Below are 16,793 nucleotides of genomic sequence, written 5' to 3' on the forward strand. Positions count from 1 at the left end.
GGTGTGCCGGACGAACGGGGATATCCCTCGCTGAGCGACAGCCATCGCCTTGCCGGTGCGGCCGTGCAGGACGCGTATCGCTGTGCGCCCCTGCTTCGTCCGTCCGCAAGGCTGTTTGCGGTCGAAGCGGGGAGCCGGAAATGACGATCCATGATGTGACGCGGGGGCGCGGCTGATGCTGCGCCGGGTTGAGGCCGGGGCGGCGGTGGTGGTCTGTTCGACCTGCCGCCTGTCCGCCGGCCAAAGGGAAGATGGGGAAGGGCGGCGCGGCGGCGCTTTGCTGGCGCAGGCGCTGCGTTCCGTCCAGGCAAGCGACAGCAGCTATGCCGCCGTGGAGGTCCAGGAAATGCCCTGCCTCTTCGCCTGCCAGCGCCACTGCACGGTGCATCTGCGCGCGCCTGGCAAGGTGGGCTATGTGCTGGGTGACTTCACGCCGGATGAAGAAGCCGCGCGGGCGATACTCGACTATGCCATCCGCCATGCCGCCAGCGACGAAGGCGTGGTGCGCTATGCCGACTGGCCGCAAGGGGTGAAGGGCCACTTCATCGTGCGGACCCCGCCTGAGGGATTTGTCTGCACATGACCCGTTTTCGCGATCGCGCGGCATTCGACCGGGCGCTGGCGGCCTTGCCCGGCCCCGACATGCTGGCGAGGGAGGCGGCCGCGAGCCGTCAGGCGTCGCTGACGAAGCCTGCGGGATCGCTAGGGCGGCTGGAGGCGATCGCGCTGTTCATGGCGGGATGGCAGGGGCGCGAACGGCCACGGGCAGAGCGCATCCGTGCCGCCCTGTTCGCTGGCAACCACGGCGTTGCGGCGCGCGGGGTGAGCGCCTTTCCGCCGGAAGTGACATCGCAGATGGTCGCGAATTTCCACAATGGCGGCGCGGCGATCAATGCGCTCGCCGCCGCGTGCGGGGCGGAGCTGGTGATCGTGCCGATCGATCTGGACCGGCCGACTGCTGATATTTGCGACGGCCCGGCGATGGCCGAAGCGGAATGCCTGGCGGCGATAAATGCCGGTGCGGCGGCGGTGCGGCCAGACATCGACCTGCTGCTGCTGGGCGAGATGGGCATCGGCAACACGACGCCAGCCGCCGCCATTTGCGCGCAGGTACTGGGCGGGGAAGCCAAGCAATGGGCAGGCCGGGGCACCGGACTCGATGCGCGCGGGCTGGAGCGCAAGCAGGAGGCGGTGCGTCGCGCGCTGGCGCTTCATGGGGAAGCATGCAGCGGCGCGTTCGAAACGCTGCGCCGCCTTGGCGGTCGGGAAATCGCCGCCATTGCGGGCGCGGTGCTGGCGGCGCGGATGGATCATGTGCCGGTGCTGCTGGACGGCTTCATCTGCGGCGCGGCGGTCGTGCCCCTCGCGCGCGACAATGCAGAAATCACCGGCCATTGCCTTGCCGCTCATTGTTCGGCCGAAGCAGGGCATGCCCGGTTGCTCGAAGCATTGGGTCTCGATCCGCTGCTGCGGCTGGACATGCGGCTGGGCGAAGCGAGCGGCGCTGCGGTGGCGGCGCAGATCGTCCGGTCCGCCCTTGCCGCGCATGCGGGCATGGCGACCTTCGCCGAAGCGGCCGTTGCTGGCGGCCTATGACGGGCATCACGCTCCACCTGATGCGGCACGGGATTACCGGGATGACGGGCCGGCTGCTGGGACATCATGATGCGCCGCCGCACCCGGATGGCGTCGCGCTCTGCGTCGATCGCGCGCGCCCCATCGACTGCGGCCGCATCCTGACGTCCGATCTGTCACGGGCGCGCATTCCCGCTGAATTCATCGCCGCCGAAAAGCAGGCGGCTCTCCACGTCGATCCGCGCTGGCGGGAACTGGACTTCGGCGCGTGGGATTGCGCCGATGCGGCCGATCTTCCCGCCGGGGCGCTCACCGATTTCTGGGCCGACCCGGATGGCAGCCCGCCGCCGGGCGGGGAGTGCTGGTCAAGCCTGCGCGCGCGCGTCAGCGCGGCCTTGGGCGAGATCGACGCCCCGGCACTGGTCCTTACTCATGCGGGCGCGATGCGAGCAGCGCTTTCGGTGCTGTGCGGGCTGGATCATCGCCAGGTCTGGACCTTCGACCTTCCCCATGGCGCACTGTTGAGCCTCCGGCTTTGGCCGGACGGATCGGGGGCGCAGATCACGGGCCTTGCGGCATGAGGCGGCTGGTGCTGGCGATGCAGCTGATGACCCGCCTGCCGTTGCCGCAGGTCAAGGCGGATGAGCAGGATTTCGCCGCCGCCATCCGCTGGTTCCCCGCAGCGGGGATCGTGGTGGGCGCCTGCATCGCTGGCGGCCTTTCGCTGGGCGGCAGGGTCGATCCGTGGGCAGGGGCGCTGCTGGCGCTGCTGCTGTGGGCAGGCGTGACCGGGGCGCTGCATCTGGATGGCCTTGCCGACATCGCCGATGCGGCGGGCGCGGCGCATGGCGACAAGACGCGGCTTTCCCTGGTGCTTGCCGATCCGCATGTCGGCAGCTTCGGCGTCGTGGCGGTGGTGTTGCAATTGCTGACGAAGCTGGTGCTTTTGCGGATGAGCGTTGGTTCTTTCCCGGCCTGGTGGCTGATCGGCGTCGCCATGATTGCGCGAATGGGACCACTCTTCTGGGCGCGCTGGCTCCCGCCGCTGCATGAAGGACTGGCGAGCCGGTTTCGCGGCCGTGTCACACCAATGCACCTGCTGGGATGGAGCGCGCTGGCCTTGGCGCTCGGCTGGTGGATGCCCGGCCTGCTGATGGCTGCGGCGCTGATCCCCTTATGGACATGGTGGCTGCGCGCGCGGGTCGGCGGCATTTCCGGCGACGGGCATGGCGCGGGAATAGAGATTATGGAGAGCGCCCTGCTGGCGGCGCTGATCGTCGCGCGATGAGCGACGCTTTTCATTGGCATGGCGGCAGGCTGGACGCGGCGCGGGCGCACTATGGCGGCGGCGCGGAAGCGTGGATGGACCTGTCCACCGGCATCAACCCCGTCCCATGGGCCGGTGCGTCCACGATCAACGTGGACTGGCGATCCTTGCCCGATCCGTCCGCCCTGGCGGAACTGGAGGATGCCGCCGCTGCGCATTTCGGCCTTGCTTCCGCGCATGTCTGCGCCGTGCCGGGGAGCGAGACCGGGTTGCGGATGATGGGGCAGTTGCTGGACGGGCCCGCCTGTTACCTGACGCCCGGTTATCGCACCCATGGCGCAGCCTTCGCGCGGGCGGCGCCGGTGACTGATCCCGGTCAGGCGCCCGCTGGCGCGATCATGCTGCTCGCCAATCCCAACAATCCCGATGGGCGCATTCATATGCGCGAGCAATTGCGGGTGTGGGAGGATCGTGCGCAATGGCTGATCGTCGACGAAGCCTTCGCCGATTGCATGCCGCATATCAGCGTCGCATCCCAGATTGGGGACGGACGCAAGCTGATCGTGCTGCGATCCTTCGGCAAGTTTTTCGGGCTGGCGGGCGTCAGGCTCGGCTTCATCCTTGGCCCTGCGCACATCATCGCCGCTTGCCGCAGGATGCTGGGCGACTGGCCGGTTTCAGCAGCGGCGATCGCCTTTGGCAGTGCTGCCTATCGCGATCGGACGTGGATCGATGCCGCCATAGACGCATTGGGCGAACGCGCGAGGCAGATGGACAGGCTGCTCGCCCGCCACGGTCTGGAAGCGAAAGGGCATTGTCCGCTTTTCCGCCTGATCGAGCATGACGATGCGCCGCAGGTCTTCGATCGCCTCGCCCGCCGCTCGATCCTTACCCGGCCGTTCGAATATCGGCCAGACTGGCTCCGCTTCGGCCTGCCAGCAGATGACGCCGCGATGGAAAGGCTGGACAGGGCGCTTGCCGATGGTTGAGCCGGTCGCCTTGGGAGCGCTGGGTCTTGATGCGGCACTGGGCTGGCCCGCCCGCGTGCATGCGCGCATCGGCCATCCCGTGGGCGGCTTCGCGCGGATCATCGCCTTTTGCGAGCGGCGTTGGAACAGCCGTCATTGCAGCAATTATGTGCGGCGGGCAGGCGGCATCGCGACCGTGCTGCTGTTGCTGGCAGCCGCCGCGGGATGCGGCTACGCCGCCGAGAAACTGATCCGGTGGAGCCTGGGGCAGTGGGCCTGGGCGGGCATGGCGTTCGCGGCATGGCCCGCGCTGGCGCAGCGCAGCCTCTATCAGCATGTGCTGGCGGTCGCACGGGAACTGGACGCTGGCAGATTGAGCAAGGCGCGCCGCGCCGTTGGCTGGATCGTCGGCCGCGACACGGCCAGCCTCGACGAAGCGGGGGTAGCGCGCGCAGCGGTGGAGAGCCTCGCCGAAAGCTTCTGCGACGGCGTAACCGCGCCCCTCTTCTGGCTGCTGCTGGGCGGCTTGCCGGGCATCTGGGCTTATAAGGCGGTGAATACGGCCGACAGCCTGATCGGTCATCGGGAGGAGCCCTATGGTCCATTCGGATGGGCGGCCGCCCGGCTGGACGACGTCATGAACCTTGTGCCTGCGCGGCTGGCGGCGCTGCTCATCTGCCTTGCGGGTCAGGGGGGATGGCGGGTGATGTGGCGCGACCATGGGCGGCATGCCTCCCCCAATGCGGGCTGGCCGGAAGCCGCGATGGCGGGCGCGCTTGACGTGCGCCTGGGCGGTCCGCTCCGCTATGATGGCGTGCTGAACGACAAGCCATGGATCGGTGAAGGCGGACGCCACATCCGTGCGGTAGATGTGCGCCGCGCGATGCGCATTTTCCTGCGCGCCTGCGCCTTGCTGTGGGTGCTGGCGGCATTGTGGGAGTTGAGCCTGTGAACCATGCCCATCATTTGCTGGTGCTGGGCGGCGCGCGATCGGGCAAGAGCCGCTATGCGCAGGGGCGGTGCGAAGCCATTTCCGGCCAACTCGCCTACATCGCCACGGCGCAGGCCTATGACCATGAGATGGCCGACCGCATCGCCCGTCATCGGGCTGACAGGGGCGAGCGGTGGCTGACAATCGAAGCGCCGCTGGAATTGCCTGACGCCATCCGGGCATCGGCTGGCACGGCGGGCGCGATCCTGGTGGATTGCCTCACCCTCTGGCTTTCCAATATGCTGCTGGCCGATGAGGATATAGCGGCGTGGAGCGCTGAACTGGCGAAGGCCGTGCGCTCCTGTACCGTGCCGCTCGTGCTGGTCGCGAACGAGGTCGGCCTGTCGATTGTCCCGGACAATGCGCTTGCCCGCCGGTTTCGGGACGAAGCCGGATGGCTGAATCAGCAGATGGCGGCGGTGTGCGACGAAGCCGTCCTTGTGGCTGCGGGACTTCCCCTGACGCTCAAGAAATGAAACGCGCAAACTATTGGAAACGAACATTCGACGGCCGTTCCGCTATAGAAAAATTGCACTCTATGCCTTCCCGATGCATTTTCTGCTTTGCCTGCAATGGCTGGTGGCCATAAGGGGCAGGGTCAATTCTGGAGGGGATTGAGGGGAATCAGCGATTCTGAATGATGCGGCCGCACCGCGTGCGGCGTGCGCGACCTTGGAAGATTTCGGCACGGGAAGGGCCGGAATGCTGGCTCCTGAACAGGGGATGTAACAGTGAACGCTCTTAATGCAGATTATCTTTTCGTCTTCATTCTGGCGGCTTTTCTCGGCTTTCAGCTGATCAAGAAGGTATCGCCGCTGCTCCATTCGCCGCTGATGTCGCTGACCAATGCGATCGCGGCTGTGGTGATTGTCGGCGCGATTACGATCACGGGTGAGGAAGGCGCAACGCCGCTTGCCCGCACCCTCGGCTTCATCGCCGTTTTTTGCGCGACGGTGAATCTGGTCAGCGGTTTCATGATCACGGACCGCATGCTCAAGATGTTCAAGCCGCGGGGGAAGTAACAGATGGACGCTTTCGTACCCTTCGCGGCGATTGCCGCATCGGCTTTGTTCATCCTCTCCCTGATGTGGATGAGCCATCCTTCGACTGCCCGGCGCGGCGTGCGCGCGGGCGAGATCGGCATGGTCATCGCCATTATCGGCGCGCTGGTCCAGCATGAGGTGGTCAGTTACGACCTGATCATCATCGCGATGATCGCAGGCGCGGCCGTAGGCATTCCCATGGCGCTGCTGATGCCGATGACGGCCATCCCGCAGCGGACCGCCATCTCGCACGCCTTCGGCGCGCTGGCCGTCGGCCTGATCGGCGCCGCCGAATATTACAAGCATGCCCATGCCGAATATGCGGGCGGCTTCATCATGTGGGCGCTGATGTTCGAAATGCTGCTGGGTTTCCTCACCTGCACCGCATCGGTCATCGCCTTCGCCAAGTTACAGGAATTGATGGGCAGCCGTCCGGTGTCCTTCCCCGGTCAGCGCATCGTCAACGGCGCGGTGGCGCTGGGCGCAGTGGTGATCGGCACCATGCTGGCGCTCGACCCGACACAGACCTGGCTGTTCCCCGCTTTCGTGGCGCTGGCGCTGCTGTTCGGCATCTTGCTGGTCATTCCGATCGGCGGCGCGGACATGCCGACCGTCATCGCGCTGCTCAACAGCTATGCCGGTCTTGCCGCATCCGCCATGGGCTTTGCGCTGGGCAACAAGCTGCTGATCGTCGCGGGAGCGCTGGACGGCGCTTCGGGCTTCATCCTGGCGGTCATCATGTGCAAGGCGATGAACCGCAGCTTCGCCAACGTCATGTTCGGCGGCTTCGGCAATGTGGTTGCTGGCGCTGCGGGCGGGAAGGACGACCGCGTCGTCCGCTCCGCCTCCGCCGAAGAAGCCGCGATGCAGCTTGAAAACGCCAGCAGCGTCGTGATCGTGCCCGGCTACGGCATGGCCGTCGCCCAGGCGCAGCACAAGGTCAGCGAACTCTATCAGGCGCTCACAAAGAAGGGCGTGGACGTGAAGTTCGCGATCCACCCCGTGGCGGGCCGTATGCCCGGCCACATGAACGTGTTGCTGGCCGAAGCCAATGTGCCCTATGAGCAGCTGGTCGATCTGGACGACATCAACCCCGAACTGCCGCAGGCGGACGTGGCGGTGATCATCGGCGCGAACGACACGGTGAACCCGTCTGCTCGTGACGATCCGCAGAGCGCCATCGCTGGCATGCCGATCATCGAAGCGGACAAGGCCAAGTCGGTCTTCATCATCAAGCGCTCTATGAACGCTGGCTTCGCCGGGATCGACAATCCGATCTATTATAACAGCAACACCCAGATGCTGTTCGGCGACGCCAAGGATATGGTCGGCTCCATCGCCAAGGAACTCAGCGGCGGCGGATCGGGTCTGCACTGATTCCCTGCGGTTCAAGGACAAGAGAGAAAGCCCGGCGCGCTGGATCGCGGCGGGCTTCTTCTCATTCTGGAATGTTTCAAAGCAACTGACAGCGGCGTTCAACCGCCAATCGTCACCAGTTGCGTTGCCAACTGCTCCGCCTCCGCCGGGTCATGAGTGACATAGAGCATCGGCAGGTTCAGCTCGTTGCGAATACGCAAAATCGCTTCGATGATGCCGCTGCGGCGCGCGGGATCGATCGAGGCTAGCGGCTCGTCCATCAGCAAGGCGCGCGCGCCCGATAGCAGTGCACGCCCAAGGGCGACCCGCTGCGCCTCCCCGCCCGAAAGGGAGCGCGGCCAGCGATCGAGCAGCGGCGCGATACCAAGAAAGGCGACGACCTCGTCCAAGGTCATCCACCGATCATCGACTGGCGCGAGGCGATAGCCGTAGAGCAGATTGGCCCGCACCCGCATATGCGGAAACAGGCGCGCGTCCTGGAAGACATAGCCCAGGCGGCGGCGATGCGGCGGCAGGTTCGTGCCCGCCGCTCCGTCGAACAGCGTCTGCCCATTCACGATGATGCGCCCCTGATCCGGCGTCAGCAGCCCGGCGACCATGTTCAGCACCGATGTCTTGCCCGCCCCCGACACGCCGCGCAGGACCGTAAGGCCGGAGGGCGCGGCGAAGCAGGCCTCGATCATCCGGTCGCCCAGCGTCTTGCGCACCTCAACTTCAAAGGACATGACCGCTCCGCCCGGCGCGCTGCCGCTGGCTCAGCGCTTCCGATGCGACGAGCGCGCCCAGCGACAGAGCCACGGAAACCAGCGCCAGCCGCCAAACCGCCGCATCGCTGCCCGGCACCTGCAAGGCGCTGTAGATTGCGAGGGAGAGTGTCTGCGTCTCGCCCGGAATGTTCGACACAAAGGTGATCGTCGCGCCGAACTCGCCGATGGACCGCGCAAAGCCCAGGATGAATCCGGTGACGATGCCGGGCAGCGACAAAGGCAGCAGGATGGTCAGGAAGCACCAGCCCGGCCCCGCGCCCAAGGTGCGCGCGGCATCTTCGACACGCCGATCCACCGCTTCGATCGACAGCCGCATAGCGCGCACCATCAGCGGCAGCGCCATGATGGCGGCCGCAATCGCCGCGCCAGTCCAGCGGAACATGACGCTGACTCCGAACCAGCGGTCGAGGAGAGCGCCGACTGGCCCCGCAGGCCCCAGCGCCAGCAGCAGCAGCCAGCCGATGACCACAGGGGGCAACACCAGAGGCAGATGGATCGCCGCGTCGAGCAGCAGCTTGCCCGGAAAGCGCCCGCGCGCCAGCAACCACGCCAGCATGAAGGCGAAGGGCAGGATCACGATCACTCCGGCCAGACTGACCTTGAGCGACAGCCGCACAATCTCCCAATCGGCATCGCTCAGCAGCATGGCGAAGTCACTTCACGCCAAAGCCGTAGCGGCGGAAAATCGCCTTGCCCCGCGCGGACAGCAGGAAGCGACGGAAGCCGTTCGCATCGGCATGGGTTGATCGGGCAAGGATCGCCAATGGATAGACGATCGGCGGATGGCTCGAAGCAGGAAAGACACCTGCCACGCGAACCGCGGAAGCGGCGCGCGCGTCCGTCATGTAGACGATGCCATAAGGCGCCTGCCGCCGCTCCACCATTGCCAGCGCGCCGCGCACATTTTCGGCGGCGGCGATCCGGTTGGAAACGGATGGCCAGACGCCCATCGCCATCAGCGCCGCCTTGCCATATTTTCCGGCGGGAACGCTGCCGGGATCGGCCATGGCGAGCCGCCCCTTGCCCAGCGCCCGCGCCAGCGGAAACCCCCGCCGGATCACCATGCCGCCCTTGCTGCCCGCAGGCGCGATCAGCACCAGCCGGTTGGCAAGGAAATCGGATCGCGTTCCCGGCCGCAACAACCCCTTGGCCGCGACGGCATTCATCCAATCCTCGTCAGCCGAAAGGAACAGGTCGGCAGGCGCGCCAGCCTCGATCTGGCGGGCAAGGGCGGAGGAAGCGGCAAAGGACAGGATGGGACGATCATGCCCCATCGCTGCCCAGGCATCGGCGGCGGCGCTCAGCGATTCCTGAAGGCTGGCGGCGGCAAGCACCAGGGGCCCCTTCGATCGCGCCGACGCCGGAACAGCGGCAAAGGCTGCTATCATGAGCAAGGGCAGATGAATGTACCGGCGCACGGATGACCCCTTAAGAAACATATAGGATCGTATACAGCGTTGGCCGTGACAAGCGACCGCTTATTTGCACCTGGCCGCCCCGACGCTGCTGGCGTTTACCGGCCTGTCAGCGGATGCGGGCGCGCTGCATTTCCAGCGCCTCGCCGGTCAGGGCCGGGCGTTGCCGCGCCGGTTTTCCCTTGCGCAGCTTCTTGCGGTCCTTTTCCGGCGGGTCCACGTGGCGGACGCGGACCGGCGCATGTCCCTGCGACCTGATGCCCAGCAGATCGGCCGCGCCCCGCGACAGATCGATGATACGTCCTCTGGCGAAGGGGCCACGGTCATTCACCCGCACCAGCGCGGTTCGTCCCGTCAGCAGGTTGGTGACCTCCACATAGCTGGGCAGGGGCAGGGTGGTATGGGCGGCGGTGATCCACTTCGGCCGGAACTTCTCTCCGCGCGCTGTGCGGTTGCCGGATTCCGATCCATACCAGCTGGCATAGCCCACCTCGTCATAGCCGGGCTGGTCGGCGGGGACATATGTCGTCCCCTTGACGCGGTAGGGCGGCCCGATCCGCACCGGGCTGTCGGCGACCGGCTGGTAGGAGGCGCATCCGGCGATCAGCAAGGCAAGGACCGGGGTGAAGCGGGCAAGCAAGGTCATCATCCGCCCATAACGCGAGCGCGCGGGATAACTCAAGACTGCGAGCGCCCGAATGCCGCGCAGATCTTTTACCCCGGAATTTCATGGAGATGAGCCAGATCGACGTCAATGACCCTAAAGGGCCAAGACCTTCCTCCTAATGGCAGGCCCGCCAGCATTAAGGGCAGATGCGGGGTGAGCGGCGGCGCGATAGGATCAGGTCAGTCGCTGGCGTTCGGGGCGCTGGCGGCTATCGCTGGCTCCCCCCAGGTCAAGCGATCGGGTCCGGCTGCCCCGCCATATCCCCGCGCCATACAGCCGGACCCGCCTGTTAATTGGACAAGACCGCTCAGCCGGGAACCCGCTGCTGCCGCTCGCGATCCGCGTTATCGATCGCCTTGATGAGGTCATCGAAGGCCCCATCGCGGGGCACTGGAAAAAGGCGCGAAAAATTATTCCCCAGACGGCGGATGTCGTCCTGCGTCAAAAGTCCGATGGCGACAATATCTTCATGGGTGTCCATTGACGACCCTCCTGATCGGGTAACGATGCAGCCGCCATCTGGTGCCAAGCTGCTGCACCATCGCCGAAAAAATCTGGATGAAGCGGCCGTAGCCGGTCACGATCCGCGCCAGCGGTCAAGAGCGGCGTCGTGGCGGCGGCGCTCCTGCTCGACACGGCGTTCCAGCCGCTCGGCCTGCTTCCCCTGCTTCGCCCGCAACTTGCTGATTTCGGCCTGGATACGCGCCTGTTCCTTTTCCAGCACGGCCAGTTCTTCCCTTGCCCGAAGCTGCTCGTCAGCCAACGCCTGTTCGGCCCTGTCCAGAGCGTCGCGGCTGGGCCGTGGCTTGGGCGCAGGCGGTTTCCTGCGCGGGCGGGCGGGCCTTGGCTTTTCCTCTGACCGGCTGGGTGCTTTCTCTTTGGCCAGCGACGCGAAATGTTCGGCCATGCTCGCCCTGCGCCGCTTTATGACGACACCCGGCCGGGCGAGCGGCTCCTTGATCAACTCGGCGTCAGTCACCCGCTCCGCCACGCCGCGCGCGAAGAGATTGGCGTCCGCACCCCATGCCTCAAGCGCGGCCTTCTGGCTCGGCGCGGCGACATAGGCGTCGTGAAAGCCGATCGGCGTGCGGAACACTTTCAGGGACGGAGCCATGTCCGGGTGAACGCGCAAGTCGCGCGATCGGACGCAGGACAGGCGGGGCGAGCGAAACCCTGCCGCTGGGCAGGGCGTTGAACCCGCACCACCTGCCGCGACGGAGCCATTCATGACCCAGGAACAGGAAAAGCGCCGGTCCCCTGATCAGCCCAAGGATGAACATGATGACAGCCCTGCGCCGGAACAGGGATCACCGCAAAAGGGTGAGGAAATGGCTCCAGGCGAAGCAAGCAGAAAGCTGGAGAAGGGCGAAGATAGCGATCCCAATCCGCTTGCGCCGCCCGTCAATACGCAGGCTGGCAGCTAAAGGCCTGCGGAGGAGATCACGTCCGGCAATCCCGCGATAACCCAATATTTTTTGCGTGCCTGATGGATCGATCAGGCGCGCTTGGCCGTTTCGGATGGCGGCGCATCCAGACGCCTGAACTATGGTCGCATTGAACATTGTGGGGGCGGGACGCGTGTTCTTCCCTGCTGTGCTTCATGGCCGGGCGGCACGCTCCCGCCCGGAATGAGGCCGGACATGACTGGCGCATATGCAAGGTTCGATAAAGCCGCCGCAACCCGCATCCTGCATAAACGCAATCCCTGTCTTCCGCCCTATTTAAGACGAGCCTCGCCCGGCCTGGAGCGGCCGCTATGAAACCGCTGGGCAAAAACAATGTCACCGTGGAGCCAGTCATCCGCAGGCTTGGGTCCCTTGCTCCATTGGATGGGCCTGCGGTCACGGCCTTGCAGGAGGCGGTCGATGGCGCGGCATCCTTCAGCGCCCGGCAGGAACTGGTGCGCGAAGGGGCGGAAATTCAACACTCTCTCCTGCTCGTGCAGGGATGGGCAGCGCGGACCCGCTGCCTGGAAGACGGCCGCCGCCAGATCATCCATTTCCTGCTGCCGGGGGACTTCATCGCCGTCGCCACCGCTGACCGGCCGATCGCATCATCGGCCGTCACCGCGCTTACCGACGGCAAGTTCTGCGCCGCCCCGGACCCTTCCGCCTTCCCAGCATTAAGGGCCGCCTATGCCGTAAGCCATGCGCTCGATGAAGCCTATCTGCTGGGGCAGATCATGCGGCTGGGCCGGTTGAGCGCGCATGAGCGGATTCAGGATCTGCTGCTGGAACTGTCTGACCGGCTGGAACTGGCAGGCATGGCGCAAGACGGGCGGTTTTCGACGCCGCTCACGCAGGAAATGCTGGCCGATGCGCTGGGCCTCACCCCCGTGCATGTCAACCGCACCCTGCAACAGGCTCGGCAGGCTGGCGAACTTAGCTGGCGCAATGGCGAGGTGGCGCTTCACGATCCCAGGGAAATACGCCGCAAGGTGGGCCGGTTGAGGCTGCGCGTCTCGCAGCCGATGGTGTGAAGGCGTCCGTCCGCCCTTCCCAAATCCTCATGCGGAACCGCTGCGCTGCTGCTACAAGCGCCGCGCAACATGCTGGGAGAGGATGATGGACGAGCCGGGCTGGCAAGAGCGCAAGATCGATGCTGGCGGCGTAACGCTGCACGCGATGGAGCAGGGGGAGGGGCCCCTCGTCCTGATGATCCACGGGTTCCCCGGTCTCGGCTATTCCTGGCGGCATCAGATGGCGCCTCTTGCCGCCGCAGGGTTCCGCGCGGTGGCGATCGACAGCCTGGGCTATGGCGGCAGCGACCGGCCCGCCGCGCAGCACTGCTACACCGCTGACCGCATGAACGCCTATCTATTGGCCCTGCTCGACGCCTATGGCGCGGACCGGGCCTTCATCATCGGGCAGGACTTCGGCGCGCAATATGCCTGGAACATGGCCGTGCGCAGTCCTGAGCGGGTTCGGGGCCTGATCGCTACCATTCCCTATGATTATGATATGGCCGGACGGGCCATGCTGGGCAGCGCGCAGCGCCTTCCGCCGGGAGCGCCCGTTCCGTTGGAAGCCGCGTCTCCCGACTACCGGCCCACCGATCGCTTCGCCGCGATGGCGCGCAACCATTTCCTGCACCTGCATTATTTCCAGACGATCGGTCCGGCCGAAGAGGAACTCGCCGGACGGAGCGCCGAATTCCTCCAGCGCCTGTTCCATGCCTTGAGCGCGCAAGGCGATCTTTGGGCGTGGAAGGCTGTATCTTCGCAAGGGAATGGATATCTGGACGCCCTGCCGGATGCGCCGCCGCTGCCATGGCCGTGGCTTTCAGAGCAGGAGTTCGCGGCGTTAGTGAAGGGTTACGACCATCCCGACCCGGCGCGCCGCTTCATCGGCGGCCTCAATTCCTATCGCACTGCCGATGCCAACTGGGAAATCGGGCACGCCTGGGCGGATGCCGATGTCACTGTGCCCACCCTGTTCGTCTATGGCGCGCGGGACCCCTCTTTCGGCTTCTTCCCTGAATGGGAGGAACGGCTCCGGCGGCGGGTTCCGGGCCTGAGAGACATCGTCCCTATCGAAGGCGCCGGGCATTTCGTGCAGCAGGAGCAGCCCGGCGCGTTCAACGCGGCCATAATCCCCTTCCTCCGCGCCTTGCTGTGAACTGCGCGGCCATTCGCACCGAGCGATGCGCCTCCCGGCATAGGAGATGCGCAAAAAGGCACTGGTCCGCTCCGATGCCGCAGGTTATCGAAATATAACCTTCCCGCCGTCAGCATCGCCTGACCGGAGGCGAAGCGCATTTCTTGCGGATGGAGAACAGCTTGGACGCCCCAATCTACATGCCAGCGGAACAGTTCGCCGCGCCCATCCGTCAGCCGCGAGCGCTCAATACGCATGATGTCGCCATTGCCGATCTGATGGCGATCGCCGGGGTGAAGGAGACCATCCTCAAGCAGATTCCCGCCATGAATTTCCTGATGAAAATCCCCGACATGCAGCCCCATCTGGGCAATCTGACCTTATGGGATCTGGTGCATATCGGCCTGATGAAGGAGGATGGGATTTCCGCTATCGACCAGCAACTCGCCACGCTGGAGAAAAGCCGGTGAGCGGGCCGGTGATGGCAGACCGCCGTACCGCGCTGGCCCTGACGGCGGGTGGCGTCGCGATTGCCGCCGGCGTCGAGAGCGCGGCCCATGCGGCTCTGGCGCGCAGCCGCCGGCCGGAGGTATCGGAGCGCGCGCTTTCCTTCGATGATGGCTGGCTGTTCCAACGGGGCGAAGGGCAGGGGCTGGAGGCCGTCGCGCTGGATGACGCCGGATGGCGCAAGCTCACCTTGCCTCATGACTGGAGCGTCGAGGATCTGCCGGGCCGCGATACGCCTTTCGACAAAAAGGCCCTTGCAGGCACGGCCACAGGGTTCACCACCGGCGGCGAGGGCTGGTATCGCAAGCATTTCCGTGTCGATCAGTTTCCGGCCGGCCGCCGGATCGAGATTTTGTTCGAAGGCGCCTATCTGGAAAGCGATGTCTGGCTGAATGGCCGGCATCTGGGCCGCAATGTTCACGGCTATATTCCCTTCGCCTTCGACCTGACGCCTTTCCTCGACCGCACCGGCGACAATGTTCTGGCTGTACGGGTGCGCAATCCGGGCAAGAACAGCCGCTGGTATTCGGGGTCCGGCATCTATCTGCCGGTGAAGCTGAACATATTGCCAGGCGGTGCGCGGCTTGCGCGGTGGGGGGTAAGCGCCTGGACGCGGAGCCTGAGCGGCGGGCGCGCAGACATCGCCCTTTCGACACGCGTCGATCAGCCCGATGCCAGGTTGAAGGTCGCGACGCGCCTGCGCGACGACAATGGCAAGGTGGTGGCGCAGGCGATTTCGCCCGCCGCAGCGCAAGTCGAACAGTCGCTTTCGGTTCGGGGGCCGAAATTATGGTCGGCGGCTCAGCCTTCGCTCTATACACTGGAAACTGTGCTGCTGGATGGTGACAAGACCGTCGATCTGGTGACGCAGCCTTTCGGCATCCGTATCATCACATTCGATACGCAACGCGGCATGTGCGTGAATGGCGATCCGGTGAAGCTGCGCGGCGGCTGCGTCCACCATGATAACGGCCTGCTGGGCGCATGCAGCTTCGCCGACGCGGCGGACCGGCGCGTACGCCTGCTCAAGGAGCGCGGCTTCAACGCAATCCGCAGTTCGCACAATCCCTCCTCCCCTCATCTGCGCGAAGCCTGCGACAGGCTGGGCATGTTCCTGATCGAGGAAGCGTTCGACGCCTGGCACGTGGCGAAGCTGCCGCAGGATTTCGCCACGCAATTCCCTGCCCATTGGGAGGAAGTGATCCGCGCGATGGTCCTGCCTGCGCGCAACAGCCCCTCCGTCATCATGTGGAGCATCGGCAACGAAATCCCGGACCGGTCGACCGATGAAGGGGTGAAGTGGCAATGGATGCTCGCCAATGCGGTCAAGCGTCTCGACGCCACCCGGCCCGTTACTGCGGGCATTAACGGGTCACTGGGCGCGCCGATGATCGCCGCCCAAGGAACGGCGCGGCCGGGCAGGGCGGGGAAAGTGGACAATGCCTCCACCATCTTCCTGGACATCCCCGGCTATAATTACCGGCTCAACGATATCCAGCGCGAGCGCAAGCAGTATCCTGAGCGCGTCGTCTATGCCTCCGAAACCTTCGCCAGCAACATGGTGGACTATGCCCGGCTGATGGAGCGGGAGCCCTGGTTCCTGGGTGAGTTCCTGTGGACGGCGATGGACTATATCGGCGAAGCGGGCATTGGCGCCACCGTTCAATTGAAGAACGGCACGCCGCCCTTCGGCAGTACGGGCTGGCCATGGGTCAATGCATGGTGCGGCGATATCGACCTGATCGGCCATCAAAAGGCTGCTTCGCTGGCGCGCGATGTCGTCTGGGGGCTCAGCCAGCTGGAAATGACGGTCCACTATCCCGTGCCCGAAGGCATGTATGAATATGTGACGAGCTGGGGCTGGCCCGACGAGAGGATGAGCTGGAACTGGGAAGGGCAGGAAGGCAAGCCGCTGACGGTGCGCTTCTATACGCCCGGCGACAGGGTGGAGGTGCTGCTCAACGGCTCAAAGATCGGCGAGGCCAAGGTTTCGCCTGACAAGATGCGCGCGGAATACGCTGTTCCCTACGCGCCGGGCACGATCGAAGCGGTCGCCTATCGCGGCGGAACAGTGATCGGCCGCCGCCGCCTCACCACGACCGGCGCGCCTGCGGCGATACGCTGCACCGCCGAGCAAGGGCAATGGCAGGGCGGACAGGATGAGCTTTCCTATGTGCAGATCGAAATACTCGATGCTTCAGGCAGGATCGTTCCGGTAGCGCAGGACCGCCTTGCCATAACCGTCAAGGGGCCTGCCGAACTTCTCGCTTTCGGCAGTGCCGACCCCAAATGGACAGGATCGGTCAAGTCACCCGAAACTGCCGCTTTTCGCGGCCGGGCGCTTGCGATCCTGCGCGGGCAGGGGAAATCCGGGCGGGTCAGCATAAGGGTCTCCGCCAAGGGCTTGCGCGATGGGAGCGTTACACTGGGCTGATCGGGGGAACCCTGATGCTATGAATTGAGCCAAGCCGCGCTGTGACATGGGCTGCGCGGTAACGGCTTCATCCCGTTCCTTTGCTTCCATCGCTCCTGCCTGCGTCTTCATATTTTCAGTCTGAATATGAATAATGCTGGCCAATTATTATTTTAGGCGGCATTCTCTTGCCGTGCCGATAATGTA

At 65.3% G+C, this 16,793-nt stretch carries 20 protein-coding genes; 14 read left to right on the top strand and 6 right to left on the bottom strand.

What is annotated here, in order from left to right; genetic code table 11:
* Nucleotides 1-175: 175 nt before the first annotated feature.
* The 9 genes from ET21_RS0120705 (at nt 176) to ET21_RS0120745 (ending at nt 7,221) form a co-directional block, all read left to right on the top strand.
* Nucleotides 176-583 (top strand): DUF1636 domain-containing protein, encoded by a 408-nt coding sequence (locus tag ET21_RS0120705; protein ID WP_030541166.1) that lies wholly within the window; start codon nt 176-178, stop codon nt 581-583.
* The gene (gene cobT / locus ET21_RS0120710) at nt 580-1,596 is read left to right on the top strand and encodes a nicotinate-nucleotide--dimethylbenzimidazole phosphoribosyltransferase (protein ID WP_030541167.1); all 1,017 of its coding nucleotides are present in this window, start codon (nt 580-582) and stop codon (nt 1,594-1,596) included. The genes ET21_RS0120705 and cobT overlap by 4 nt, the downstream gene beginning before the upstream one ends.
* On the top strand, nt 1,593-2,156 hold the full coding sequence (locus ET21_RS0120715; protein WP_030541168.1) for a histidine phosphatase family protein: 564 nt from the start codon (nt 1,593-1,595) through the stop codon (nt 2,154-2,156). Before cobT ends, ET21_RS0120715 begins: the two co-directional genes overlap by 4 nt.
* Nucleotides 2,153-2,863 carry an adenosylcobinamide-GDP ribazoletransferase gene (locus tag ET21_RS0120720; protein ID WP_021238307.1) on the top strand — a complete coding sequence of 237 codons (711 nt, stop codon included), beginning with the start codon at nt 2,153-2,155 and terminating at the stop codon, nt 2,861-2,863. The genes ET21_RS0120715 and ET21_RS0120720 overlap by 4 nt, the downstream gene beginning before the upstream one ends.
* Nucleotides 2,860-3,831: an aminotransferase class I/II-fold pyridoxal phosphate-dependent enzyme gene (locus ET21_RS0120725; RefSeq protein ID WP_030541169.1), complete on the top strand. Its 972-nt coding sequence runs from the start codon at nt 2,860-2,862 to the stop codon at nt 3,829-3,831. Before ET21_RS0120720 ends, ET21_RS0120725 begins: the two co-directional genes overlap by 4 nt.
* Nucleotides 3,824-4,762, top strand: a complete 939-nt coding sequence (gene cbiB, locus ET21_RS0120730) for an adenosylcobinamide-phosphate synthase CbiB (protein ID WP_030541170.1) — start codon at nt 3,824-3,826, stop codon at nt 4,760-4,762. The genes ET21_RS0120725 and cbiB overlap by 8 nt, the downstream gene beginning before the upstream one ends.
* A gap of 14 nt (nt 4,763-4,776) precedes the next feature.
* The gene (gene cobU / locus ET21_RS0120735; RefSeq protein ID WP_030541171.1) at nt 4,777-5,277 is read left to right on the top strand and encodes a bifunctional adenosylcobinamide kinase/adenosylcobinamide-phosphate guanylyltransferase; all 501 of its coding nucleotides are present in this window, start codon (nt 4,777-4,779) and stop codon (nt 5,275-5,277) included.
* Nucleotides 5,278-5,532: 255 nt separating this feature from the next.
* Entirely contained in the window at nt 5,533-5,823 is a 291-nt protein-coding gene (locus ET21_RS0120740; RefSeq protein WP_021238311.1) for an NAD(P) transhydrogenase subunit alpha, read from the top strand.
* 3 nt (nt 5,824-5,826) lie between these two features.
* A complete protein-coding gene (locus ET21_RS0120745) occupies nt 5,827-7,221 on the top strand; it encodes an NAD(P)(+) transhydrogenase (Re/Si-specific) subunit beta (RefSeq protein ID WP_021238312.1) in 1,395 nt (464 codons plus the stop codon).
* Between the two features lie 98 nt (nt 7,222-7,319).
* Here the strand turns inward: ET21_RS0120745 and ET21_RS0120750 are convergent, their stop codons facing one another.
* From ET21_RS0120750 to ET21_RS0120775, 6 genes are all read right to left on the bottom strand, one after another.
* Nucleotides 7,320-7,946, bottom strand: coding sequence for a molybdenum ABC transporter ATP-binding protein (locus ET21_RS0120750; RefSeq protein ID WP_030541172.1), 627 nt, complete (start codon nt 7,944-7,946; stop codon nt 7,320-7,322).
* Nucleotides 7,936-8,634 (bottom strand): molybdate ABC transporter permease subunit, encoded by a 699-nt coding sequence (gene modB / locus ET21_RS0120755; protein ID WP_021238314.1) that lies wholly within the window; start codon nt 8,632-8,634, stop codon nt 7,936-7,938. Before modB ends, ET21_RS0120750 begins: the two co-directional genes overlap by 11 nt.
* A 7-nt stretch (nt 8,635-8,641) precedes the next feature.
* Nucleotides 8,642-9,376, bottom strand: a complete 735-nt coding sequence (gene modA / locus ET21_RS0120760) for a molybdate ABC transporter substrate-binding protein (RefSeq protein WP_156029318.1) — start codon at nt 9,374-9,376, stop codon at nt 8,642-8,644.
* 136 nt (nt 9,377-9,512) lie between these two features.
* A complete protein-coding gene (locus ET21_RS0120765; RefSeq protein ID WP_030541174.1) occupies nt 9,513-10,049 on the bottom strand; it encodes a septal ring lytic transglycosylase RlpA family protein in 537 nt (178 codons plus the stop codon).
* Nucleotides 10,050-10,377: 328 nt separating this feature from the next.
* Nucleotides 10,378-10,551: a hypothetical protein gene (locus ET21_RS28230; protein ID WP_193378984.1), complete on the bottom strand. Its 174-nt coding sequence runs from the start codon at nt 10,549-10,551 to the stop codon at nt 10,378-10,380.
* A gap of 96 nt (nt 10,552-10,647) precedes the next feature.
* Nucleotides 10,648-11,184 carry a hypothetical protein gene (locus ET21_RS0120775; RefSeq protein WP_030541175.1) on the bottom strand — a complete coding sequence of 179 codons (537 nt, stop codon included), beginning with the start codon at nt 11,182-11,184 and terminating at the stop codon, nt 10,648-10,650.
* A 112-nt stretch (nt 11,185-11,296) separates the two neighbouring features.
* On the opposite strand from ET21_RS0120775, the gene ET21_RS0120780 reads away from it, so the two are divergent.
* From ET21_RS0120780 to ET21_RS0120800, 5 genes are all read left to right on the top strand, one after another.
* A complete protein-coding gene (locus ET21_RS0120780; RefSeq protein WP_030541176.1) occupies nt 11,297-11,494 on the top strand; it encodes a hypothetical protein in 198 nt (65 codons plus the stop codon).
* Nucleotides 11,495-11,826: 332 nt separating this feature from the next.
* A complete protein-coding gene (locus tag ET21_RS0120785) occupies nt 11,827-12,549 on the top strand; it encodes a Crp/Fnr family transcriptional regulator (RefSeq protein WP_030541177.1) in 723 nt (240 codons plus the stop codon).
* Between the two features lie 85 nt (nt 12,550-12,634).
* Complete coding sequence (locus ET21_RS0120790) at nt 12,635-13,687, top strand: alpha/beta fold hydrolase (RefSeq protein WP_237751620.1); 1,053 nt, start codon at nt 12,635-12,637, stop codon at nt 13,685-13,687.
* A 161-nt stretch (nt 13,688-13,848) separates the two neighbouring features.
* Nucleotides 13,849-14,136 carry a hypothetical protein gene (locus ET21_RS0120795; protein WP_150113303.1) on the top strand — a complete coding sequence of 96 codons (288 nt, stop codon included), beginning with the start codon at nt 13,849-13,851 and terminating at the stop codon, nt 14,134-14,136.
* Nucleotides 14,137-14,147: 11 nt separating this feature from the next.
* Nucleotides 14,148-16,607 carry a glycoside hydrolase family 2 TIM barrel-domain containing protein gene (locus ET21_RS0120800; RefSeq protein ID WP_162180723.1) on the top strand — a complete coding sequence of 820 codons (2,460 nt, stop codon included), beginning with the start codon at nt 14,148-14,150 and terminating at the stop codon, nt 16,605-16,607.
* Nucleotides 16,608-16,793 lie beyond the last annotated feature (186 nt).

It is taken from the genome of Sphingobium sp. DC-2 (assembly GCF_000722555.1).
Classification (GTDB): domain Bacteria; phylum Pseudomonadota; class Alphaproteobacteria; order Sphingomonadales; family Sphingomonadaceae; genus Sphingobium; species Sphingobium quisquiliarum.

Coding starts and splice junctions, on each gene's coding strand:
- ET21_RS0120720 (WP_021238307.1), top strand. CDS start 2,153: ATGAGGCGGCTGGTGCTGGCGATGCAGCTGATGACCCGCCTGCCGTTG.
- ET21_RS0120765 (WP_030541174.1), bottom strand. CDS start 10,049: ATGACCTTGCTTGCCCGCTTCACCCCGGTCCTTGCCTTGCTGATCGCC.
- ET21_RS0120800 (WP_162180723.1), top strand. CDS start 14,148: ATGGCAGACCGCCGTACCGCGCTGGCCCTGACGGCGGGTGGCGTCGCG.
- ET21_RS0120790 (WP_237751620.1), top strand. CDS start 12,635: ATGGACGAGCCGGGCTGGCAAGAGCGCAAGATCGATGCTGGCGGCGTA.
- cobT (WP_030541167.1), top strand. CDS start 580: ATGACCCGTTTTCGCGATCGCGCGGCATTCGACCGGGCGCTGGCGGCC.
- ET21_RS0120780 (WP_030541176.1), top strand. CDS start 11,297: ATGACCCAGGAACAGGAAAAGCGCCGGTCCCCTGATCAGCCCAAGGAT.
- modB (WP_021238314.1), bottom strand. CDS start 8,634: ATGCTGCTGAGCGATGCCGATTGGGAGATTGTGCGGCTGTCGCTCAAG.
- ET21_RS0120745 (WP_021238312.1), top strand. CDS start 5,827: ATGGACGCTTTCGTACCCTTCGCGGCGATTGCCGCATCGGCTTTGTTC.
- ET21_RS0120715 (WP_030541168.1), top strand. CDS start 1,593: ATGACGGGCATCACGCTCCACCTGATGCGGCACGGGATTACCGGGATG.
- modA (WP_156029318.1), bottom strand. CDS start 9,376: ATGATAGCAGCCTTTGCCGCTGTTCCGGCGTCGGCGCGATCGAAGGGG.
- ET21_RS0120750 (WP_030541172.1), bottom strand. CDS start 7,946: ATGTCCTTTGAAGTTGAGGTGCGCAAGACGCTGGGCGACCGGATGATC.
- ET21_RS28230 (WP_193378984.1), bottom strand. CDS start 10,551: ATGGACACCCATGAAGATATTGTCGCCATCGGACTTTTGACGCAGGAC.
- cbiB (WP_030541170.1), top strand. CDS start 3,824: ATGGTTGAGCCGGTCGCCTTGGGAGCGCTGGGTCTTGATGCGGCACTG.
- ET21_RS0120775 (WP_030541175.1), bottom strand. CDS start 11,184: ATGGCTCCGTCCCTGAAAGTGTTCCGCACGCCGATCGGCTTTCACGAC.
- ET21_RS0120705 (WP_030541166.1), top strand. CDS start 176: ATGCTGCGCCGGGTTGAGGCCGGGGCGGCGGTGGTGGTCTGTTCGACC.
- ET21_RS0120725 (WP_030541169.1), top strand. CDS start 2,860: ATGAGCGACGCTTTTCATTGGCATGGCGGCAGGCTGGACGCGGCGCGG.
- ET21_RS0120785 (WP_030541177.1), top strand. CDS start 11,827: ATGAAACCGCTGGGCAAAAACAATGTCACCGTGGAGCCAGTCATCCGC.